Here is a 20208-nt window from a genome sequence, read left to right on the forward strand (position 1 = left end):
GAGCGAGCGATCAGGTTGAGAGGATCGTGACCGCTGCGGTCCCGGGAGCGCCGTAGAGCTGGGCGTAACCGACTTTGGCGTCGTTGACCTGACGATCACCGGCGCGCCCACGCAACTGATTGACCAGTTCGAAGATCTGTCGCAACCCGGACGCGCCGACCGGTTCACCGTTGGCCAGCAAACCGCCGTCGGTGTTGATCGGCAGCCGCCCGGCGATCTCGGTTTCCCCGGCGGCGATGAGCTTCTCCTGATCACCGTCAGCGCAGAATCCGTTCTCCGCCATATGGATGATCTCCGAACCGGCGTCGGTGTCCTGCAGCTGGATCACGTCGACGTCCGACGGCGCGATCCCGGCGATCTCGTACGCCTCCTTCGACGCGTCGACGGTAGGGCTCGGCACGGACTCCAACGGCAATGAGGGACTGAGGAGTTCGAACGCCCCTTCACGTCGGCTGCGCAGTGTGCTCGCCCGTAGGTACACGGGCGTGTCGGTGTACAAGTGCGCCTTGTCGGCCCGGCACAGGACAACGGCCGCTGCGCCCTCATCCGGCCCGCAGTACATGTATTGGGTCAACGGGTAGTTGAGGATCTGAGAGTTGAGGATCTCTTCCTCCGACAGAGCCTTACGCCGCCAGGCCGACGGGTTCGCCGCGCCGTTGCGCATCGCTTTCGCGGACACTTTGGCAAGGGTCTCGGGCGTGATCCCGAAGTCGTGCATGTAGCGGTTGATCTTCATGCCGAAGAAGTGGGTCGTGAGGAACAGCCCGGCTTCGCCATACCAGCCCGGCAGTCCCGAGACCGAGGGATGGGCAGCGAAGGCACCACGTTCGTGCTTGTCCAGACCGACCGCGATGGTGATGTCGTGCTCACCGAGCTTGATCGAATTGGCGGCCATCGCCAGCGACGTCGCGCCGGTGGCGCAACCGGTGAAGACCGCCCGCCCCGGCACACCCGTCAAACCGAGAAGGCCCACGATGGCCTCTGGATTCTTGACCTCCATGCTGCCCGCATACAGCTCCTGCACGTCGGACCACTCGATGCCCGCGTCGGTGAGTGCGTCGAAGACAGCGTCTTCACCCATCTCGAGCGCGGACTTTCCGGGATACCGACCGAAGGGGTGCAACCCGACACCGATGATCGCTACGTCACTCGACGACATCGTCCTGACCTTTCTCGACCGGCGCAAACGCGTAGATCATTGTTTCGCGGCCTTCGGCATCGACACCGAAGGGCACGATCTCGAGTTCCATCTCCTGGCCGATGGTGAGCTTCTCGGGGTCCGCCTCGGTGAGGCGGGCTTCCACCCGCAGCGCGCCCTCGAGTTCCACGTACCCGACAGCAAACGGCTGGAAGGTCTTGGCGTCGTCGTTGCCGTTGTACGGCGGCTGCGGCGGCCGGAACCTCTGAGTGGTGAAGGTCCACAGTGTTCCGCGCCGAGGTAGCTCGACCTGCTCGAGCTCTTCGCGGACTTTCCCCACGATCTTGTGACTCCGATAGGGGAACACAAGCTTTCCGTCCGAGGATTTTCCGGCGAGTAGCGCCGGCTTGTCGGCAGGCCAGGTGAACAACCCCTCGGCCAGCGGCACTTGTTCGGTCATATGTTGTCCCTTTCCATCGCAAGGTGATCGTGCGACGTACGTGACCGCGGTCACGCCGGTCAACCCGCTGAACCTACACGGTAGGAGTTCAGTGAAGCGATTGTCAACGCAATCGTCAAGTATCGTCGACAATTCACAGGCTGCCACGCCGCCATGTTAAATATTCTGCGCATTTTCCCACGTCAACAGGTCGCACTCGCGGCTATCCGTCAGTTGACGCAATCGTCGAGTCGATCGGCGACTCCGCTTCCCGAATCGGGTGGCCGCGAAGTGCACCAGTCTCGCACCCGAAAGGATACAGTCTAAATAGTTAGCTATTCATAACACGAGAGGAGCGGCTATGTCAGGGTTGGACAACAGTCAGCAAGTCACGGACGAGACAAGTCTCGAAGAAGCGGGCCTCGGTGACAAGAAGACGGTGACGGACGCGACGAATCCGCAACCCGAGGACGACAACGACGATCCCGAGGTGCTCGACGACGCGACTCCCGGTCCGCGATAACGTGCAACGCTCCGCCAGGGGTGTGCTCCCCAGCACGCCCCTGGCGGAGCGAGCACCGCACCGCACCACCTACTCAACGCAGATCAGCAGCCGTCCGGGCCGATACATTCAGGACCGCGCCAATGATTCCACATAGCCGCGCACGCCGGAACTCGGCGAAAAACCGGTGAAACGTACACTCCGAGAAACGAATCGCCACCCATCACCGGTACGAATCAGGTGATCTCGATACGTACCCCAGTGATCGGGACCGGATGTTCCGACAAACATGAACAGACTCTGCGACGTCGCAGAATCGTCGGAAACGAGCTCGGTCATCCGCGACGACACGTGATGGGCGCCGGGAAGCAAACTCGTGATGGCGGCCATCGCCGCACCGGACTGCTCGGCGAAGGCGACAATCTCGTCCGGGCCGACGAACCGACGACCGGCAACAGTGAGTACACCGTCCTCGGTGAACAGCGCCGCGAACTCTTCGACGCGGCCGCTGTCGCCGAGACCCGTGTACCGCGAGAGCAAGGCGTCGAGGGCAACGCGGTCGGCGACCGACATCTCGATCATGGCTTCGCCCGGTGGTTCATCACAGCGGCTGCAGCGGGCGTCGAACAGTGTTCCGCGGCCGGTCGACCAATTCGACGACGAGCCCGTCGGGGTCGGACAGGAACAGAACCGTGAAGCCTCCGGTCGGCACGTCGGGCATCGGGACAAAGCCGGGCTCCGGAGTGGCCGGATCAGCTTTCGCGAGCGCCGTATAGGCGGCCTTCACATCCTCGACCGCAGCTGCGACGCGGTAGAGGCCCTGCGTGTTGGCGACCTTCGGCTCGATCTCCACCTGCTCGACCGGGCACTCGAGTTCGAAGGAGAAGGTCGGATCCTCCGGCAGGTACAGCGATGCACCGGGTACCGATCGCGTCACGTCGGTGTCGTCGGGCCGAACAACAAATCCGATGGTCGAATACCAGGCCACCGAGCGTTCCAGATCGCTCACCACCATTCGGGTGTGGCTCAGCATCGGTGTCTTCGGATCTGATTCCGCCGCTGCGACTTCCACGATCTCGACGATCACTCCATCGGGGTCGGTGACTCGAATCGCCTTCCGCGCCCGTCCCCGGACGACAACGGATTCGCCTCCTCCGGCACCAGGAACGGATGCCAACGAGTTGACACGGTATCCGATCACCCGAAAACCCGGTGCGTCGGCACCCAGATCGGAGCGTCGGATGAGCTGGGGATCATGCCACTGCACCAGTTCGAGGGCCGGCGCGGATCTCGGTCCGCGTCCGTCGTACAGGAAGACCGTCTCGCTCGCGGTGTGTTCGGACAGTCCCATGAACCGGCCGTCGGTGTCTTCACTGATCGAACGCATCCGGTCGCGTACCGCGAACAGATCCGCATAAAACTGCTGCGAACGGATCACGTCGGCACTGTTGAGATTGCAGTGCATCACCGAATGGGCATACTCGGCCCGCCGTGATTCCGTGCGGGCCACCGCGACCGTGTTCACGCGCTCACCTCAGCCGAGTCGGCGACAAAGAAGCTGCGGGAGAATTCGCCCTCACCGACGCTGTACTCGGACAGATCCGTTTTGCCCTCGGCCGCGAGTACCTGCTCGTCGGTGAAGAGATTGCCCGAACACGTCCGCGGGTCCCGGCGCACGACGGCCAGCGCCGCATCGGCCATGATGTCGACCGAACGGGCCTTCTGTTCGGCGACTTCCTCGCCGAGGATCGAGCGGATGGCCTCGGTGGCGACAGCCGTTGCCGGCCACAGCGAGTTGGCCGCGACACCCGAATTGGCGAGTTCTGCCGCGAGCCCGAGCGTCGCAAGGCTGACGGCGTACTTCGATGTCGTGTAAGCCAGGTGCGCGCCAAGCCATTTCGGTTCGAGGTCGAGCGGCGGAGAAATAGAGAGAATGTGCCCCGCCGGCGATTGTGTGAGGTACGGGATTGCCGCCCGGGACACCGCGAAGCTCCCTCGGGCATTGATGGCCTGCAGGAGGTCGTAGCGCTTCATCGACACCTTGGATGTGGGGGTCGTGTCGAAGGCGGCCGCGTTGTTGACAACGATGTCGAGGCCCCCGAGGACCTCCGCTGTCCGGGCGATAGCCGATTCGACATCCGCGTCGATGCGGAGGTCCCCCGGGATGGCCAATGCGCGGCCCCCGGCCCGCTCGATCTCCTCGGCGACGCTGTACACCGTTCCCGGCAAGGTGGCATGCGCCGAACCTGATTTCGCGAACAACACCACTGCCGCGCCGGCGTCGGAGAAAGCGCGCGCGATGGCCGCGCCGATACCTCGACTGCCGCCGGTGATGAAGGCGGTCCGGCCGCTCAGATCTACGGACTTGTCAAGAGTCATGGATGTCCTCGGTTCCGATTGTGGGGGTGAGGGTCGACGGCATTCTCAGCGTGCCGCGACCTGTGCGTTGGCTGCAGCAGCCTGCCACTGGGACGCCAGATCAGTGGACCGGGCCAGCCGGGCGACCTGGCGGATCGAGTTCTCCAGGACCATCTCGCCATACTCGGGCGGGACGCCACGTACCGCATCACGCGCCACCACGACATGGAAACCCTCACCAGCCGCGGCGGCCGCAGTGACCAGGACCGCAACGTTCACCGATACACCCACGAGCACCACCGTGTGAATACCGAAGTTCTTGAGCAGAGGGAGCAGCTCGGTGCCCTGGACCGGCGACAGGCCGTGGTGGCGCGGCGATACGACGTCGGCCGGGTCGAGCAGGCGGGGCAGCACCTGGGTCGGAAGGCTGCCCGGAGTCCAGTTCGCCGACGCCGGTCCGATATGTCGCCAGAGGGGCTCTGTGCCGAGATTGGCTGCGCCGAGCGCTCCTTCGTAGATTGCATGCACCACTCGGACGCCGTGGGCCCGCGCGGCCTGCAGCACCTCGTCGATGCGATCGACAAGATCTCCCGCGGCGTCACGCAACGCGGGTATGGCCACGTCGTCCCCTAGTGTGCCGTTCTGACACTCGATGGCGACCACCGCGGTTCCGGCCAGATCCCACTCGGTACGCGATCCCATGGTTGTGTCCTCACACTCGGTGCCGGCGTCTGTTCGACTCGCCGGAGCCAATTGACTCCACGCGTCATTGACTGCAGACGGCGCCGACGCTAACTTAAGCTATGGGTTTTTGACAGTTCCGTCAACCTCCCCCAACCGCGCCGGTCCGGGCATTCCACAGATGTCTCACACCGGCATCGCTTCTGCGTCTGAAGTCGCGGACTGACGAAAGATCACCATGTCACCCGATTCGACACTCGGACAGACCATCTCCGACAACGCGATTCGCTTCCCCGACCAGCCTGCGTACGTATCGGCAGGCTCGGTGCTCACTCATGGCCGGCTTCGTATCGATGCGGCGACCATCGCCACTGCGCTCAGTGCCCGCGGAATCCGGCGACAGGATCGCATCGCGGTTCTCGATCGCAACACCCTTGATTTCGCGCGAGTGCAGGCCGCAGGGCAGTTGAGCGGAATCGTGGTGGCCACCATCAATTTCCGGCTCGCCGCTCCCGAGATCGTGAACATCATGGCGGACGCCGCGCCTCGGGTCCTGTTCTACGGTGCCGAATACGAGGACATGATCGCCGACGTCCGAGAGGAACTCCCTGAGGTGGAGCTGTTCGTCCGGATGGGTGCGCCGGATCGTCCGGCGACCCCTGGGGTGCTGAACCTCGACGCACTCTTGGCCGAACTCGCCGAAGATCCACCCTACGAGGCGCGTCCCGACGACATCGCGTGCCTCATCTACACAAGTGGCACCACGGGAAAGCCGAAGGGCTGCATACTCGGGCAGCACGAGATGCACCGCCTCGCCCTCACCATGAACGGTGAGATGCGATCGGGATCGGCGGACAAGATCCTGTTGTGTATGCCGATGTTCCACGTCGGAGCCATGGCGATGGCGCTGGGCATCCACGCACGCGGTGGCGGTGCCGTCCTTCATGAAGCTTTCGATCCGGCACATGTGCTGGCCACCGCTGCCGACGAACAGATCACCGTCCTGCACCTGGCGCCGACCATGCTGGCCGAGGTCGTCGCCGCTGCGCGACACGATGCCGCGACGTTGAAGACTGTTCGCACGGTGGTCTATTCGGCTGCACCGATCACCAGCACCGCGCTTGCCGCCGCCCTCGAGACCATGCCGAACGTCAACTTCATGAACCTGTACGGACAGACCGAGGTCATCACCTCAGGGCTTCCACCGGAGCTGCACCGGACCGCCGATACGGACGCGGACGCGCGTCGGCTGCGCTCGGTGGGCTATCCGTTCCCGGGTACCCGGGTGCGCATCGTGACCGACAGCGGCGACGATGCGGACCCTGGGCATCCCGGCGAGATCACGGTCCGTTGCGAGGCCATGTTCCGCGGCTACTGGAACGACAGTGTCCGAACGGCCGAAGTCCTGCGCGACGGTTGGTGCCATACCGGCGACATCGGCGTGGTCGACGACGGGCTGCTGTTCCTGGTCGACCGCAAGAAGGATGTCGTGATCTCCGGCGGGGAGAACATCTATTCACTGGAGGTCGAGAACGCACTCGCCACGCATCCGGGGATCGAGGAGTGCGCCGTGATCGGAACGCCTGATCCGCGTTGGGGAGAAGCAGTGACCGCGGTGATCGTGCCGGCTGCGGACTCACACGTCGACGAGACCGAGATCCGAACTTTCGTCAAGACCCGGCTGGCCGGCTACAAGTGCCCGCGCAAGATGTATTTTGTTCCCGACCTACCCACCTTGAGCAACGGAAAGATCGACAAGAAAGCGTTGCGGGCCACCTACTCGATTCGGGAGTAGTTCCGCCTCGCGGAGCCCTCCGGTCAACGCGAATCTTCGCTATTTGCAGGTGTTCTGCCTTGGATCAGTTGCGAGCAGCCAGCCGAGTCACGCTTCGCGGGGTCCACGAATCAGCGCTTCTTGCGCGACACTGGCGATCGTCGCACCGTCGGCGGTGAACACTGAACCGAAGACCAGCCCACGCGAATTGACCGTGGCGACCGACCTCTGCTCGACCAGGAGCCATTCTTCGAGCGGGACGGACCGGTGAAACCAGATCGAGTGGTCGAGTGAGATGTGCTGGGTCGGGCCGGTCGGGTCGAGCCCGATCGATTCCACGGCAGGCAGCATTGCCCAGAAGTCCGTCAACACGGTGAACAGGCACGCGCGCAACGCGGGATCATCGGGGACCGCCCCGACCGGACGGGTCCAGTACCGCCGGACAACGGCACCGTCGACCTTCTCCACCCGTCCCCGGTGCTCGAATGCCAGCTGAGGACCCCAGTCCGCGTCGAGCGGCTCGGACCAGCCGTCAGCATCGGGCCCGGGGACGATGGGCATCAGCGCCTCGTGAACCGCGCTCGGTTCTTCGACGTGGAATGACGCTGTCAGCGTGCAGATCACCTGGTCGGATTGGATGACCGTGACCGTCCGCGAGGCAAAGGAGCGGCCATCGCGGGACCGATGCACCACCAGCGTGAGCGGGACATCGGCGGGGCCCGTCCGCAGGAAGGCGGTGTGCAGCGAGTGCACGGCAAATCCCGCAGGGACGGTCCGCTGCGCGGCCTGCAGCGCCTGTGCGGCGATCAGACCTCCGAACAGTCGGTTCGGGGTCAGAGCCATGTCGTTGACCGCGCGGAAACGATCGACGTCGAGCGGCTCGAGCTCGAGCAGTGTGATCAAGAGCGCCAGGTTCTCCGCTCCGCGAGCCGTGCTCACGGGCGAGTCCGAGGCGTCACCTGGGTCCCGCTCTGCCATTCGTCGGCTCCAATAATCGTTGTCGCTGAGCGTGTTCGGTGACTCGGGAACACTACCACCGAACACGAGGGGTTGACCGACACGGAAGAACCATCCGTTGCCTTCCCCAAAGTTATACCGCTAATTTAATTAGCGGTATAGTCTCGAAAGCAAGATACTCATCGGAAGATTGGAACGAGCATGCGTGATGCCGTCATCGTCGAGACCGCGCGAACTCCCATCGGCAAGCGCAATGGTGGCCTGGCGAGTGTCCACGCCGTGGCGTTGTCGGCACAGATACTGAACGCGCTCATCGAGCGGGCCGGGATATCGGCCGATCTGGTGGACGACGTGCACTGGGGCAATGTGCTCAGCGTGGGGCAACAGTCCGGCAATGTCGGACGAATGGCCGTTCTGGCGGCAGGCTGGCCCGAACACGTTCCCGGCTTCACGATCGATCGCCAATGTGGGTCGTCGCAGCAAGCGATCTCGACCGCGGCCGCAACGGTCATCTCCGGTCAGGCCGATGTCATCGTGGCCGGTGGAGTGGAGATGATGTCTGCGATTCCGATGGGCGCCACCACCGCGGTCGAAGGTGCCGGCAAGTCCGGTGGGCCGGCCGTAGATCGGTACGCCGAGGAACTCACCGGTCCCGGATTCTTCGGTTCGTTCAACCAAGGCGCCGGCGCCGAGCGGATCGCCCGCGAGTGGAAACTGTCCCGTCAACAGGTTGACGAGTACTCCGCTCGTTCTCACGAACGTGCGGCGGCAGCGCAAAAGAACGGAGACTTCGACGCGGAGATCGTCCCGATCACCGTGGGCGAGGACGTGATCAGCCGTGACGAGGGCATCCGGCCGGGATCAACCGTCGAGAAACTCGGAACGCTTAAGACCCCGTTCCTCGACGGTGGCGTGATCAGCGCCGGTAACGCGTCGCAGATCTCCGACGGCGCGTCGGCCGTGCTGGTCATGACCTCGCAGAAGGCGGCGTCACTCGGGCTCACCCCCCTCGCACGGGTGCACACCGCGGTGGTCACCGGGGACGATCCGGTCAAGATGCTCACCGGACCCATTCCGGCAACTACGTTGGCTCTCAAACGATCCGGGCTCACCATCGACGACATCGACGCCTTCGAGATCAACGAGGCATTTGCACCCGTACCGCTGGCATGGCAGATCGAGACCGGAGCATCCGATGCCAAGCTGAATCCGGCCGGAGGCGCGATCGCACTCGGGCACCCGCTCGGCGCGTCCGGCACCCGGCTGGCCACGACTCTGCTGGCATACCTGCAACGCACCGGCGGCCGATACGGGCTGCAGTCGATGTGTGAGGGTGGTGGCACCGCCAACGCGACCATCTTCGAACGCCTGTAGTGCGCGACATCCCGGCGAGACCTGCCGCGATGTGGCCGCAATGAGTGGCACCTCGGTCATCGCCGGTGTGGGTCGTACCGCATTCTCCCGTCGATCAGGCCGAACCGTACTGGAATTGGCCACCGAGGCCGCCCTGGGCGCCATCGCCGACGCCGGTATCTCGGTGGACTAGATCGACGCCATCGCGACCTATCACGACAACGACACGGCCAGTCCTTCGGAAGTGGCATCGGATCTCGGTACCGGTCCCCTGACCTGGTCCCAATCGTGGCGATCGATGCGGCACAACGGGTCTCGGCAGCACTGACCGATGTCGGCCTGAGCCCTGGATCCACCCTCTTACTCGTCGGCACCAATCCCCTCCAGTACACGGTGTTCTGGTTCGCGGCCCAGATCTCCGGACTGCAGACGATTCTGATGAACCCCGAGTATCCGGCCGATCTGATAACCGGCCTCATCGGCGAGGTGGGTGCCGCTGCAGTCGCCTCTGAGTCCGGGTCAATCGCGGCAGGCGACGGTCACCAGATCGACTATTCGGCCGTGCTGTCCGGCGCCGTATCCGTTGACGGGGTGCTGCGCACCGGTGACCGGAGAGGCGACTGGGGAACCGACCGCGACCCTCTCGACATCGCCACGCTGATGTACACCTCTGGTACGTCGGGAAAGCCCAAACTGTGCGCACAATCGCACCGCTATCTGCTCGAGATCGGCCAGTATGTGGCGGACACCTTCTGCCTGTCGCCCGCCGACGTCGTGTACGCGCCGTTGCCGCTGTTCCACATCAACCCACTCGGATACGGACTGATGGGCGCCCTGTGTGGGCTGTCGGACTTTGCCACCTCACCGCGCTTCTCGGCATCCCGGTTCTGGGCGACGGTCGCCGAACACCATGCGACCGTCCTGATCTTGCACGGACCCCGGTTCAGATCCTGCTCAAGAATCCGGCCCTCACGGGCACACACGGTGCGGGCCTTATTCTTCGCCAACGAGGAACTCCTGACTCGTTTCCGTATCCCACTCGGGGTCACGGGCTATGGTTCCACCGAGTTCGGTGGATTGACCCACACCAGGTTGCGGCGTCACGGAGAACGGCTGAGCATTCCGGAGGGCATGACCGCGCTGCCGGGCGGTGGTGGACCAGGCCCCCGCCGACGACGGATGGTTCCGCACCGGTGACCCTGGCCGGGCCGAAGGCGATGAACTGGTGTTCATCGAGCGGATGGGCGAATCGGTCCGGATGAGAGGCGAGTACGTACCCCTGTCGTATCTCGACAGCATGTTCGCGAATCTCGAGGGCGTCCAGGAAGCTTCGGCGTGGACCACCGAGGACACCGCAGAGCTTGCCGTCTACGTCGTCGGCGATCCCGATCCCTCCGCGGTGTCCCAGCTTCTCGACGACCTGCCGAGGTTCATGCGACCGGCGTGGATGATCCAGACGGACGCACTTCCCCGCGGTCCGGGAGTCGGCAAGGTACAGCGACGCCGTCTCGGCGAGGCCGAAGAGCTCGCCCGGCGCCCCCTGGTCTGACGCTCCTTCGACCGACTTGGTGTGCCCGTCCCGCGATTGTCAGCGAGACACGGAGATCGAGCTGTCGAGGAACTCGACCAGTCCGTCGGTGAATACATCGTTGTCGTCCCCCGCCACCATGTGGCCGGCGTCTCGGATGTCCACCACACGCGTCTGCGGAACGAGTTCGCGCATCTCGGCCACACCTTCGTCCGAAACGACGTCGGACATCTTGCCCCGGACGAGCAGCACCGGGCAGGTGATGTCGCGCGCGGCACTCTTGGACCGCTCATACGACACCGCGCTATTGGGGAGCTCGGGATTGGTCTGCGTGTAGGCGATCTCCATGCTGCGTGGATCCCAGTGCCAGTACCACCGGCCGCCGCGAAGACGCAGGTTCTTCTTCAATCCCTCGAGGCTGCCGCTCCGCCGCCGATGCGGGTTGTACGACGCGATGGCGGCCGACGCGTCTTCGAGACTCCCGAATCCGTCAGGCGCACTCATCATGAAATCGCGCACCCGGGCGCTCCCGGTCTCCTCGACTTTCACCACAACATCGACAAGCACCAGTGCCTGCGCAAAACCCGGGTTCTCTCCGGTGGCGATCAGCGACACCACCCCACCGAGGGATGCACCGACAAGCGCAATCGGCAGTCCGGGTTCGCGGCGACGGATCTCGCCGACCAGGGTCAGCACATCACCGAGGTGAGCGGTGAGACCATATTCGCCCTGCTCGGACCACTCGCTGTCGCCGTGGCCACGAAGGTCGACGGCGAAGGCGATCCAACCGAGCCCGCCCAACCGCTCGCCCGTCGCACGCCACGAATGCCGGGTCTGTCCGCCGCCGTGCAACAGCACGACGACTCCCTTGGCTGGACCGGTGGCGTCGGACCAGCGATCGGCAGCCATCGTGAGTCCGGCGCCGGGTAGATCAACTCGCTTGTTTCCAATGGCTTCAATATCCAACGGATCTCCTGGTCTCGTAGTTGACGTTTTCCCGCCACGTCGCGCGCAACGCGTGGCCCTACCTCACTGCTCTATCAGAACTCGGTTCAGCGTGGCACGTTGGGCGGGCGTCAGAGGTAATGAACTGGTGCGGCCGGGGGCAAGTCGCACGAGCACGTTGGTGATCACCGCACAGGCCGCGCCGTCCTGGAAGATGACGACCCGAAACCCCAGACTGCTGGAACCGAGTCGGACCAGGCTCACCTCGGCCCACGCCTCGCCGACGAACATCTCGCGAGAGAACTGCGCGGACACGTCCACAACACCGAGGTCGCCGGCGGTGAGCAGATCGCCGCACGTCTCGACGAGCAGCGAACGCCACGCAGCTGCGGAGTACTCCATCGCGAGGTAGAAGGGAACGTGTGCGCTGCCGGAGACGGTGCCGTCGCGCTCAGGACGGTGAGTGAGGGGAGCGGTGTAGACCTTGACTGGCGCTGCGGGCGGCCGCACTCAGACGTTCCGTCTCGCAACACCCTTGTATCCGAAGAACTTCTCGAAGTTCTCGTCGTTGATGGGCTGGCGGCTGTTGCGGTCGCGAGCACCTTCCAGCGCAGCGAGTCGCTCTTGGGCTTTCGTCAGCGCTTCTGACTCTCCGGCGGCAATGAGGTCGCGCGCCTGCTGCTTGAGGGACTCGATCTCCTCGTGCAACCGGACGGCCGCCTCACTGTATGTGAGCAGATCGTGATCGTCCTTGTCGTCACGCTCTGGGGCGTAACCAACGTTCTCCGCCATCGCAACCTCCATCGTCTCGAACGGCATCTGGACAGCACTCTACTCGGCCGCCGATAATCAGGTTAATAAATGCCCTTATCGAGGACCATCGCCGTCGCCGACCCGGCACTGAGCTGGACCTCTGACCGGCGGCACGACCCGAAGGCAATCAAGATTGCCAAAAAAGGTGCGCCAATGCCTCGCATCTGGTGAGGTGATCTGGTTCACTGGAATGGCGGCCAAAATAGGCCAATCAGTTAGATACTTCCGCTCAGGACGAGCAGCCAACGACCCTCGTCAAAGGAGACGCAACAATGCCACTGCAGGACTATCACCAGATCGTCTCGGTCGACGACCACCTCATCGAGCACCCCATGGTGTGGCAGGATCGCCTTCCAGAAAAGCTCAAAGAGCGGGGGCCGCGGATCATCGAGCAGAACAACAAGCACGTGTGGCACTACGACGGTGACATCTTTCCGACGGTCGGTCTCAACGCCGTGGCCGGCAAGCCGCCGGAGGAGTGGGGCATCGATCCGGTCCGTTACGAAGACATGATTCCCGGTTGCTATGACCCCAAGGCCCGGGTGAAGGACATGGACGTCGACGGTGTGGAAGCGGCGTTGTGCTTCCCGTCCCTTCCAGGCTTCGGCGGAGGCGTCTTCCAACGTGCCAAGGACAAAGACCTTGCGCTGCTGAACGTCAAGGCCTGGAACGACTTCTACATCGACGAGTGGTGCGCCACCGCCCCGAGCCGATTCATCCCGATGTCGCTGATCCCGATGTGGGATCCGGAACTGTCGGCCGCGGAGATCCGCCGGACCGCCGCGATGGGTTCCCGTACCATCAGCTTCCCGGATGCTCCGGTTCCGCTGGGATTGCCGTCGTTCCACGACAAGACCTACTGGGAACCGGTGTGGGACGCCTGCGAGGAGACCGGCCAAGTGCTGTCCCTGCACTTCGGCTCCGGGTCGTATGTTCCCGGCTTCTCGTTCTCGGGAACAAGAGCGATACCCGGTCAGGTCGTGCTGCCCGACGCACCCTTCGCGGTGGCGATCACCGTGTTCTCCACGAACTTGATGTGGTCACTGGTCGATCTGATCTTCTCCGGTGTGCTGCAACGGCATCCGAAGCTGCAGTTCTCGCTGGCCGAGGGTGGCATCGGGTGGATTCCGTACATCCTCGAACGGGCCGATTTCGTCTGGGAGCGTCACCGCTACTACCAGCCGATCGACTTCGATGCCCGCCCCTCAGATCTCTACTTCAAGCACTTCTGGGGCTGCTTCATCGACGATGAGTTCGGTGTCGAGAACCGTCACAAGGCGGGGATCGACCGCATCATGCTGGAGATCGACTACCCGCACTCGGACTCCAACTGGCCGAACAGCCGCAAGCGTGCGGCCGAGGTACTCGCCAACGTTCCTGACAACGAGGTCGAGATGATCACCGAGACCAATGCTCGCCGGATGCTCAACTTCCCGCGCGTCTGACGACACTGCATCGAGAACGGCGATCCGCACAGTGTGCGGATCGCCGTTCTCGTCGATCCGGGGACCATTCGACGGGCCCGGCGTCCTGGCGGTGCTAGGCCAGCATCCCTGGTAGCCGGTCAGCGACAATGTCGCGAGCCGACGTCATGATCGTGTCGACGACGTTGGCGCACGTGCCGATCTCGGTGATCAGGCCCTGTGCCTGACTGGCCCACCACATGCCGTCTCCGGTGTCGCCGGCGCCGAGCACGCGCTCGCGACCGCGAACACCCGAGGCGAGGTGGGCGACGTCCTTGAATGTCGCGCCAGGCCTCGTGGCGATCTCCGCGATCTCTTCGGACACCGCGTTGCGCGCCACACGGGCTGAGTTGTGGAATTGCCGGAACACCACGATGGTGTCGCGTTCGGAGTTCGCGACGATCCGATTCTTCACATTGTCATGGATCGGTGCCTCGGCAGTGGCCATGAACCGGGTACCCATGTTGACCGCATGGGCTCCGAGCGCCAGCGCCGCGACGAGCCCTGCACCGGTGGCGATTCCACCACTGGCGATGATCGGGATGGTCAACTGCGCTGCGGCGGCCGGGATGAGCACCAGACCGCCGATGTCGTCCTCTCCCGGATGTCCAGCGCATTCGAATCCATCGACGCTGATCGCGTCGACCCCAAGGGATTGCGCTTTGACCGCATGCCGAACGGCGACCGCCTTGTGGATCACTTTGACACCAGCTGCCTTGAAGTCCGGCAGATGTGGCGCCGGGCTACTGCCGGCGGTCTCGACGATCTTGATACCTGACTCGATGATCGCTGCTCGGTATTCGTCGTACGGAACCGGTTCGATGGTCGGCAGAATCGTCAGATTGACGCCAAAAGGCTTGTCCGTCATCGCCTGCGTGCGAGTGATCTCTTTCGCAAGCGCTTCGGGCGACGGCTGGGTCAGGGCGGTGAGAAATCCCAGGGCCCCTGCCTCCGCGACCGCCGAGATGAGCTCGGCGGTGCCCAGTCCCGTCATACCACCACAGACGATGGGGTGTTCGATGCCGAACGCCTCGGTGAAATCGGTCTTGAACATCAATACGAAAACCTCTCTGCCGAATGCGCTCACGCTCTCCATCAGAGAATTCGACTCTGATACGGTCTCGTTTCAGGCAGCAAGAGGTGCCGCACACCGCGCACGTTGCAGACAGATTACCGCATAATCATTTATCTGATTTGGACCGACCACCGTAGAACTTCGGTGCATCCCGCCAAGCCGACAGCGCAGCGTCGGTGGCTGCCGTCACCGAGATCCGGTCGGCCACCAGACCCCAACGCCGGTCGACCTCGGCTGCCGCACGCTCAACCGGAGCCGACACGGCGAATTCGTCGACCACCTCGTCGGACACCATCAACGGCATCTGCGCCCAGTCTCCCTGCTTGGACGAGCGGTACAGATCCTCGTGCAAACCGGCCCAGCCGTGCAGATCGAGGACACCCTGATATGCCGGCGTCGAACCGTAGAAGGCGATCTGACCGCGGACGAACTCCCGCGCCTCGGCAACCTCCTCGTCGGTAGAACCGGTGGCGAACATGGGAGAGACGATCACCTCGAACTGTGCCCGGGAGCGGCCGGCCGCCGCGAGTGCACCTTCTACATTGGGCAACAGAACCTCCTGGAGATAGCGTTTGGTTACAAAGGAATGCACCAGCAGGCCATCGGCCACCTCCCCGGCCACCCGGGTCATGTGCTCACCGACCCCGGCGACGATCACCGGCGGATTCCCGTATGGATTGGGCCCTGGATCAAACATCGGGGTCATCAAGCTGTGTGTGTAGAACTCACCCTCGAATCGCAGCGGGGCAGAGTTCTCCCAGCTCGCCCAGATCGCCCGCAGGGCCAGCACGTATTCACGCATCCGCGCGGCCGGCTGAGACCAGGGCATCGAGAATCGCCGGGTGATGTGCGGTTTGATCTGACTTCCCAGACCCAGCGTCAATCGGCCTGCCGACAGGGCCTGGACGTCGTTCGCGGCGATCGCCGTCACCATGGGACTTCGGGCGAACGCCACATAGATGCTGGTACCCAGACGTAAGGTCGATGTCGTCTGAGATGCGGCCGCCAGCAACAGCAGGGGGTCGTGGCACGTTTCCCCGAGGAACATCCCGCCGAAGCCGCTTCGCTCCACATCGGCCGCGATCTGGCCAACACTGCCCATCCCCGGGTCGATCGCCACGTCGAGCGATGCCGTGGTTTCCGTCTTTGTTGTCATGACACTCCTCATCGGGCAATAACGTTGGCGGAATTGGGCCGATTCTGCCTCTTCCCAGAGAATGTAACAGCAGATACAGTATATTTCGGTAGCTAATTGACTCCAGAGAGTTGGCGCGATGACAGCAACACAACAGACTCCGGCGGCGCACCGCGACGGTATTGCACAGACACTTCGCGATTTCCTCGCGAAGAACGATCCCACCGCGATGTCAGCGATCGAGTTCCTCGGGCGCCGCTTCGACGCGGGGCTGGCCTGGGTCCACGCACCGGTGGGTTCAGGCGGATTGGGCTGGGAGCGCGGCCTGCAGGCCGACGTAGAGCAGGCCATGGAGGCCGCCGGCGCCGAGCATGCCGACATCATGCGCAACCCGATCGGACTCGGGATGGCGGCACCGACCGTGCTGGCACATGCCGCACCCGAACTGAAGTCGCGGCTCCTTCGTCCGTTGTGGACGGGGGAAGAAATGTGGTGTCAGCTGTTCTCCGAACCAGGGGCCGGCTCGGACCTGGCAGGGCTGGCCACGCGCGCCATTGCGGACGGCGACGACTGGATCATCAACGGCCAGAAGGTATGGACCACCTACGCGCACATCTCGAAGTGGGCGATGCTGCTCGCCCGAACTGATCCGTCCGCGCCCAAACACGCCGGTATGACCTATTTTCTGCTGGACATGACAACTCCCGGGGTGCACGCTCGGCCACTTCGCCAGGCCACCGGCCAGGCGGACTTCAACGAGGTCTTCCTGGACGACGTCAGGATCTCCGATACCTACCGGATCAGCGAGCCGGGAGCAGGATGGTCCACCGCACGCACAACACTGGTGAACGAACGGGCCATCATCGGGGGCAGCGAGCCATGCCGAGAAGGCGGCCACATGGGTCGACTCACCGAGATGTGGAGAGACCGGCCGGAGTTGCGAACCGGCGACAGGTTCGGCGTGGTGGTCGATGCATGGATCCGCGCAGAGGTTGCACGACTGTCGAATGAGCGGACCCGCCAACTGATGGTTTCCGGCGAGCCCGGGGTGGAGGGCTCGGGAGCCAAGGTCACCGCCGCCACCAACAACCAGATCATCACCAGATTGCTCGCACAACTCGATCCGTCCGCTGCACTGGACTACGACGATTGGTCGGTGGAGTACGACGCGGCGATCCGGCCGGAGACCTTCCATTACCTACGAGCAAGGGCCAACACCATCGAGGGGGGAACCACCGAGATCCTCCTCGGTCAGATTGCCGACCGAATCCTCGATCTCCCTCGTGAACTCAAGCTCGATCCGAACCTCCCGTGGCAGGACATCCCGAAATGACGATCACCACTCCCCCGCCGGTTCCCATGGTGGAAGACTCGACCGCCCAGGAAGTCCGGGCCACTGTACGTTCGCTGTTGGACGCCCGTTGTACACCCGCTTTCCGGCTCGAATTCGTCGCCGGCGGCGCAGATTTCGACGACGCGCTGTGGTCGGCCCTCTCGCATGATCTGGGCCTCACCGGGCTACTCATTCCCGAAGTCCTCGGTGGCGCCGGTGCGTCAACGCGTGAAAGTGCCGCGGTAGTGATCGAACTCGGTCGCGCGCTGGCACCGGTGCCGTACTTGTCGAGTGCGGTGGTCGCGACCACCGCGCTGGTGCGCTGCGCACGCAACGGGTCGTCTGCTGCCGCAGACGTGGTTGCCCGACTCGCCGACGGTGCGATCGCCGCCCTCGCCGTCCCCGCCACCCAGTCGTTCGGCGACGGTGCCGAGCCGACCGTACGGGCAACGAACACCGGCTTGGATACGGTTGTGTTGTCCGGCAACGTCAAACAGGTCATCGGTACCGCAGATGCACTTGCCCTTGTGGTGCCGGCGCGACGCGGCGACGAACTTGTCCTGGCGCTGGTCACCGCTGACACACCGAAAGTCAGGGCCACCCGGCGATCCAATGTCGACATGACCCGGCCCACGCGGGATCTGGGCCTCGATGAGGTCAGCGGCACGGTCATCGCGACAGGCGTGGAGGCCGGCGACGCGGTGACGACTGCGCTGGAGACGGGAGCGGCGCTCCTCGCGTCCGAGCAGGTCGGAGTCTGCGAATGGGCGATGGCCCAGGCCACCGAATACCTCACGGTTCGTCACCAGTTCGGCCGCCCGATCGGCTCCTATCAGACGCTGCGGCACCGCGCCGCCCACCTGTGGATCGACATCAACCATGCTCGGGCGGCGGCGATCTATGCGGCCTCGACCCTGGCAGACGCGGTCGCCGACCACACGATCGCGGCAGCGCTCGCCCAGACCTATTGCGGTGCAACGGCCTTGCGAGTAGTCGAAGAAACGATTCAGATGCACGGTGGCATCGGTTTCACCTGGGATCATCCGCTCCACCTATACCTCAAGCGCGCGTTCGCCGACACCGTGGTATTCGGCGATGCCGACGTTCACAAAAGCACCCTCGCCCGCCTGATCGGTCTCGCCGAGCCGACGCCAAACCCCGTCCACGTATGACCATCGGCCCAGACGGTTCACGCACCCGCGCCGCCGAGATCGCCCGCCGTATCGAAGACGAGGTGATAGCCGACGGCTGGCGTGTGGGCACCGCCCTCGGGTCCGAGACCGCATTCATGGCTCGATTCGAGGTCGGCAGATCAGTTGTGCGCGAGGCCTTCCGGATCCTGGAGAGCCGCCACGTCGCCACACCGCGCCGAGGGCCAGGTGGAGGGCTTGTGGTGACGGCCCCTGACCGGTCGGCCGTGCTCGACCAGGCATCACTGTTCCTGGAATACGACGGATTCGCTGCTGACGACCTGTTCCAGATTATGGAACTTCTCGAGGTTGCTGCTGTCGAGCATGTTTCGGCAACCATCGACGCCGAGGGCCTGGCCCGACTTCGAGAGGTACTCGCGGCCGAGGTCGATGTCGGCGACCTGCGGTTCGAGCCGGTGACTGTCTACACCGAGCTGGCACGGCTGTCGGGCAATCCCGTGCTCTCGTTGTTCATCCACATCGGAAACAATCTCGCGCGCACACACGGCGTCCGTCCTTCGCAGAGTGAACACCAGTGGATACACAAACACAGCGTGGAACTCGTCGAGGCGCTCGAGGTCGGTGACACCGTGGCGGCGGTTCGCAGCGTTCGCCGTCGCATCCGCGGAATGAGCCGTCGCCGATCGGTCTCCTCCACCCGCATTCCATCCACGCCCACAACAGGAGAGTCATGACATCCCCAGACCTGGTGCTCATCGAACAGATCGGTGCATGCCGCCTCATCACGCTGAACCGGCCCGAGGCCCGCAATGCACTCTCCCAAGCCCTGAATCGGCAGCTCATCGACGCCTTGGCGGCGGCCGACACCGCCGCGGACACCTCGGTCATCCTCCTGGCGGGCGCCGGCGGCGCGTTCTGCGCAGGAATGGACCTCAAGGAGCTGGCCGAACGGGGATTCACCGGGACCGATAAGACCGAGAATTGCATCGATCGGGTGTCGAACTGCCGCACGCCGGTGATCGGTCTGATCGACGGATCGGCGGTGACCGGTGGTTTCGAACTCGCGCTGGCGTGTGATTTCCTGATCGCGTCCGAGAACGCGCGATTCGCCGACACCCACTCCCGGGTCGGTATCGTGCCCGGCGGCGGCCTCACCGCGAGACTCGTCGAAGCGATCGGAGTCCGGCGCGCCCGGCAGATGAGCGGAACCGGGCAGTACATCGATGCCACGACGGCGCTCGACTGGGGTCTGGTCAACCAGGTGGTGGAGTCCGCCGGCCTGCGCGAACGCGGGCTGGCCATCGCGGAGGCGTTCACCGCCACCGATGCCGCCACTCTCGCCGAGGTCTGGCAACTCTACGATGCAGTGTCGCGGGACCACATCGCGCAGGCCGTCGACCGTGAGGCGGACATCAACAGGGCGTGGTCCGCACAGGCCCTCGCTCTGGTCGACACCACCAAAGCTGTCCTCGAACACGGTCGCGCGCAGAACAAGAGCGCACGTTGACGGTGTCGCCCTGCGGTCCGGTCAATTCGGCGGGGGACTCTACCGGCGAGCGGGCA

Annotated in this window: 23 protein-coding genes; 11 read left to right on the forward strand and 12 right to left on the reverse strand. The window is 64.1% G+C overall.

Going from position 1 to position 20208, the window contains the following annotated elements; translation table 11 throughout:
• Positions 1 to 10: 10 nt before the first annotated feature.
• Together DFR67_RS13480 and DFR67_RS13485 are read right to left on the reverse strand one after the other, a co-directional pair.
• Complete coding sequence (locus DFR67_RS13480) at positions 11 to 1159, reverse strand: thiolase family protein (protein WP_110470032.1); 1149 nt, start codon at positions 1157 to 1159, stop codon at positions 11 to 13.
• Positions 1146 to 1598 carry a Zn-ribbon domain-containing OB-fold protein gene (locus DFR67_RS13485; RefSeq protein WP_110470033.1) on the reverse strand — a complete coding sequence of 151 codons (453 nt, stop codon included), beginning with the start codon at positions 1596 to 1598 and terminating at the stop codon, positions 1146 to 1148. Before DFR67_RS13485 ends, DFR67_RS13480 begins: the two co-directional genes overlap by 14 nt.
• 340 nt (positions 1599 to 1938) lie before the next feature.
• Between DFR67_RS13485 and DFR67_RS30515 the strand changes: the two genes are divergently transcribed.
• Complete coding sequence (locus DFR67_RS30515) at positions 1939 to 2100, forward strand: hypothetical protein (protein WP_157366779.1); 162 nt, start codon at positions 1939 to 1941, stop codon at positions 2098 to 2100.
• A gap of 108 nt (positions 2101 to 2208) precedes the next feature.
• Here the strand turns inward: DFR67_RS30515 and DFR67_RS13490 are convergent, their stop codons facing one another.
• The 4 genes from DFR67_RS13490 to DFR67_RS13505 are packed head-to-tail and all read right to left on the reverse strand — an operon-like array spanning position 2209 to position 5139.
• The gene (locus tag DFR67_RS13490) at positions 2209 to 2661 is read right to left on the reverse strand and encodes a nuclear transport factor 2 family protein (protein ID WP_110470034.1); all 453 of its coding nucleotides are present in this window, start codon (positions 2659 to 2661) and stop codon (positions 2209 to 2211) included.
• Positions 2662 to 2680: 19 nt separating this feature from the next.
• Positions 2681 to 3604 (reverse strand): VOC family protein, encoded by a 924-nt coding sequence (locus tag DFR67_RS13495; protein ID WP_110470035.1) that lies wholly within the window; start codon positions 3602 to 3604, stop codon positions 2681 to 2683.
• Positions 3601 to 4458 (reverse strand): SDR family oxidoreductase, encoded by an 858-nt coding sequence (locus DFR67_RS13500; protein ID WP_110470036.1) that lies wholly within the window; start codon positions 4456 to 4458, stop codon positions 3601 to 3603. The genes DFR67_RS13495 and DFR67_RS13500 overlap by 4 nt, the downstream gene beginning before the upstream one ends.
• A 45-nt stretch (positions 4459 to 4503) precedes the next feature.
• On the reverse strand, positions 4504 to 5139 hold the full coding sequence (locus tag DFR67_RS13505; protein WP_084836526.1) for an isochorismatase family protein: 636 nt from the start codon (positions 5137 to 5139) through the stop codon (positions 4504 to 4506).
• Positions 5140 to 5356: 217 nt separating this feature from the next.
• On the opposite strand from DFR67_RS13505, the gene DFR67_RS13510 reads away from it, so the two are divergent.
• Entirely contained in the window at positions 5357 to 6913 is a 1557-nt protein-coding gene (locus tag DFR67_RS13510) for an AMP-binding protein (protein ID WP_110470037.1), read from the forward strand.
• A gap of 87 nt (positions 6914 to 7000) precedes the next feature.
• Here the strand turns inward: DFR67_RS13510 and DFR67_RS13515 are convergent, their stop codons facing one another.
• Positions 7001 to 7870 (reverse strand): acyl-CoA thioesterase, encoded by an 870-nt coding sequence (locus DFR67_RS13515; protein ID WP_146240441.1) that lies wholly within the window; start codon positions 7868 to 7870, stop codon positions 7001 to 7003.
• A gap of 180 nt (positions 7871 to 8050) precedes the next feature.
• On the opposite strand from DFR67_RS13515, the gene DFR67_RS13520 reads away from it, so the two are divergent.
• The 4 genes from DFR67_RS13520 to DFR67_RS13530 all read left to right on the forward strand — a co-directional run bounded on the left by DFR67_RS13520 (position 8051) and on the right by DFR67_RS13530 (position 10751).
• The gene (locus tag DFR67_RS13520; protein WP_110470039.1) at positions 8051 to 9223 is read left to right on the forward strand and encodes a thiolase family protein; all 1173 of its coding nucleotides are present in this window, start codon (positions 8051 to 8053) and stop codon (positions 9221 to 9223) included.
• A 40-nt stretch (positions 9224 to 9263) separates the two neighbouring features.
• The gene (locus tag DFR67_RS31385) at positions 9264 to 9395 is read left to right on the forward strand and encodes a hypothetical protein (protein ID WP_281268339.1); all 132 of its coding nucleotides are present in this window, start codon (positions 9264 to 9266) and stop codon (positions 9393 to 9395) included.
• Positions 9396 to 9490: 95 nt separating this feature from the next.
• Complete coding sequence (locus tag DFR67_RS13525; RefSeq protein ID WP_158539958.1) at positions 9491 to 10399, forward strand: AMP-binding protein; 909 nt, start codon at positions 9491 to 9493, stop codon at positions 10397 to 10399.
• The gene (locus DFR67_RS13530) at positions 10356 to 10751 is read left to right on the forward strand and encodes an acyl-CoA synthetase family protein (protein ID WP_110470040.1); all 396 of its coding nucleotides are present in this window, start codon (positions 10356 to 10358) and stop codon (positions 10749 to 10751) included. The genes DFR67_RS13525 and DFR67_RS13530 overlap by 44 nt, the downstream gene beginning before the upstream one ends.
• Before the next feature lie 39 nt (positions 10752 to 10790).
• Here the strand turns inward: DFR67_RS13530 and DFR67_RS13535 are convergent, their stop codons facing one another.
• The 3 genes from DFR67_RS13535 to DFR67_RS13545 form a co-directional block, all read right to left on the reverse strand.
• Entirely contained in the window at positions 10791 to 11639 is an 849-nt protein-coding gene (locus DFR67_RS13535; protein ID WP_110470041.1) for an alpha/beta fold hydrolase, read from the reverse strand.
• A gap of 120 nt (positions 11640 to 11759) precedes the next feature.
• Positions 11760 to 12185, reverse strand: a complete 426-nt coding sequence (locus DFR67_RS13540) for an acyl-CoA thioesterase family protein (protein WP_084836520.1) — start codon at positions 12183 to 12185, stop codon at positions 11760 to 11762.
• Positions 12186 to 12467, reverse strand: a complete 282-nt coding sequence (locus tag DFR67_RS13545) for an acyl-CoA synthase (protein ID WP_094647437.1) — start codon at positions 12465 to 12467, stop codon at positions 12186 to 12188.
• A gap of 293 nt (positions 12468 to 12760) precedes the next feature.
• Here DFR67_RS13545 and DFR67_RS13550 point away from each other — a divergent pair, with 293 nt between their 5' ends.
• A complete protein-coding gene (locus tag DFR67_RS13550) occupies positions 12761 to 13933 on the forward strand; it encodes an amidohydrolase family protein (protein WP_110470042.1) in 1173 nt (390 codons plus the stop codon).
• 94 nt (positions 13934 to 14027) lie between these two features.
• On the opposite strand, the gene DFR67_RS13555 is transcribed toward DFR67_RS13550, so the two are convergent.
• Positions 14028 to 15005: an NAD(P)H-dependent flavin oxidoreductase gene (locus tag DFR67_RS13555; RefSeq protein WP_084836608.1), complete on the reverse strand. Its 978-nt coding sequence runs from the start codon at positions 15003 to 15005 to the stop codon at positions 14028 to 14030.
• 127 nt (positions 15006 to 15132) lie between these two features.
• Positions 15133 to 16182 (reverse strand): TIGR03617 family F420-dependent LLM class oxidoreductase, encoded by a 1050-nt coding sequence (locus DFR67_RS13560; RefSeq protein WP_110470128.1) that lies wholly within the window; start codon positions 16180 to 16182, stop codon positions 15133 to 15135.
• A gap of 118 nt (positions 16183 to 16300) precedes the next feature.
• On the opposite strand from DFR67_RS13560, the gene DFR67_RS13565 reads away from it, so the two are divergent.
• From DFR67_RS13565 to DFR67_RS13580, 4 genes are read left to right on the forward strand one after another with little or no spacing between them, the layout of a single operon-like run.
• Entirely contained in the window at positions 16301 to 17494 is a 1194-nt protein-coding gene (locus tag DFR67_RS13565; protein ID WP_110470043.1) for an acyl-CoA dehydrogenase family protein, read from the forward strand.
• The gene (locus tag DFR67_RS13570) at positions 17491 to 18666 is read left to right on the forward strand and encodes an acyl-CoA dehydrogenase family protein (RefSeq protein WP_245937926.1); all 1176 of its coding nucleotides are present in this window, start codon (positions 17491 to 17493) and stop codon (positions 18664 to 18666) included. Before DFR67_RS13565 ends, DFR67_RS13570 begins: the two co-directional genes overlap by 4 nt.
• Entirely contained in the window at positions 18663 to 19379 is a 717-nt protein-coding gene (locus DFR67_RS13575; protein WP_245937927.1) for a FadR/GntR family transcriptional regulator, read from the forward strand. The genes DFR67_RS13570 and DFR67_RS13575 overlap by 4 nt, the downstream gene beginning before the upstream one ends.
• Positions 19376 to 20152, forward strand: coding sequence for an enoyl-CoA hydratase (locus tag DFR67_RS13580; RefSeq protein WP_110470044.1), 777 nt, complete (start codon positions 19376 to 19378; stop codon positions 20150 to 20152). The genes DFR67_RS13575 and DFR67_RS13580 overlap by 4 nt, the downstream gene beginning before the upstream one ends.
• The last annotated feature ends 56 nt before the right edge of the window (positions 20153 to 20208 follow it).

Source organism: Williamsia limnetica, from assembly GCF_003217475.1.
GTDB classification, from domain to species: domain Bacteria; phylum Actinomycetota; class Actinomycetes; order Mycobacteriales; family Mycobacteriaceae; genus Williamsia; species Williamsia limnetica.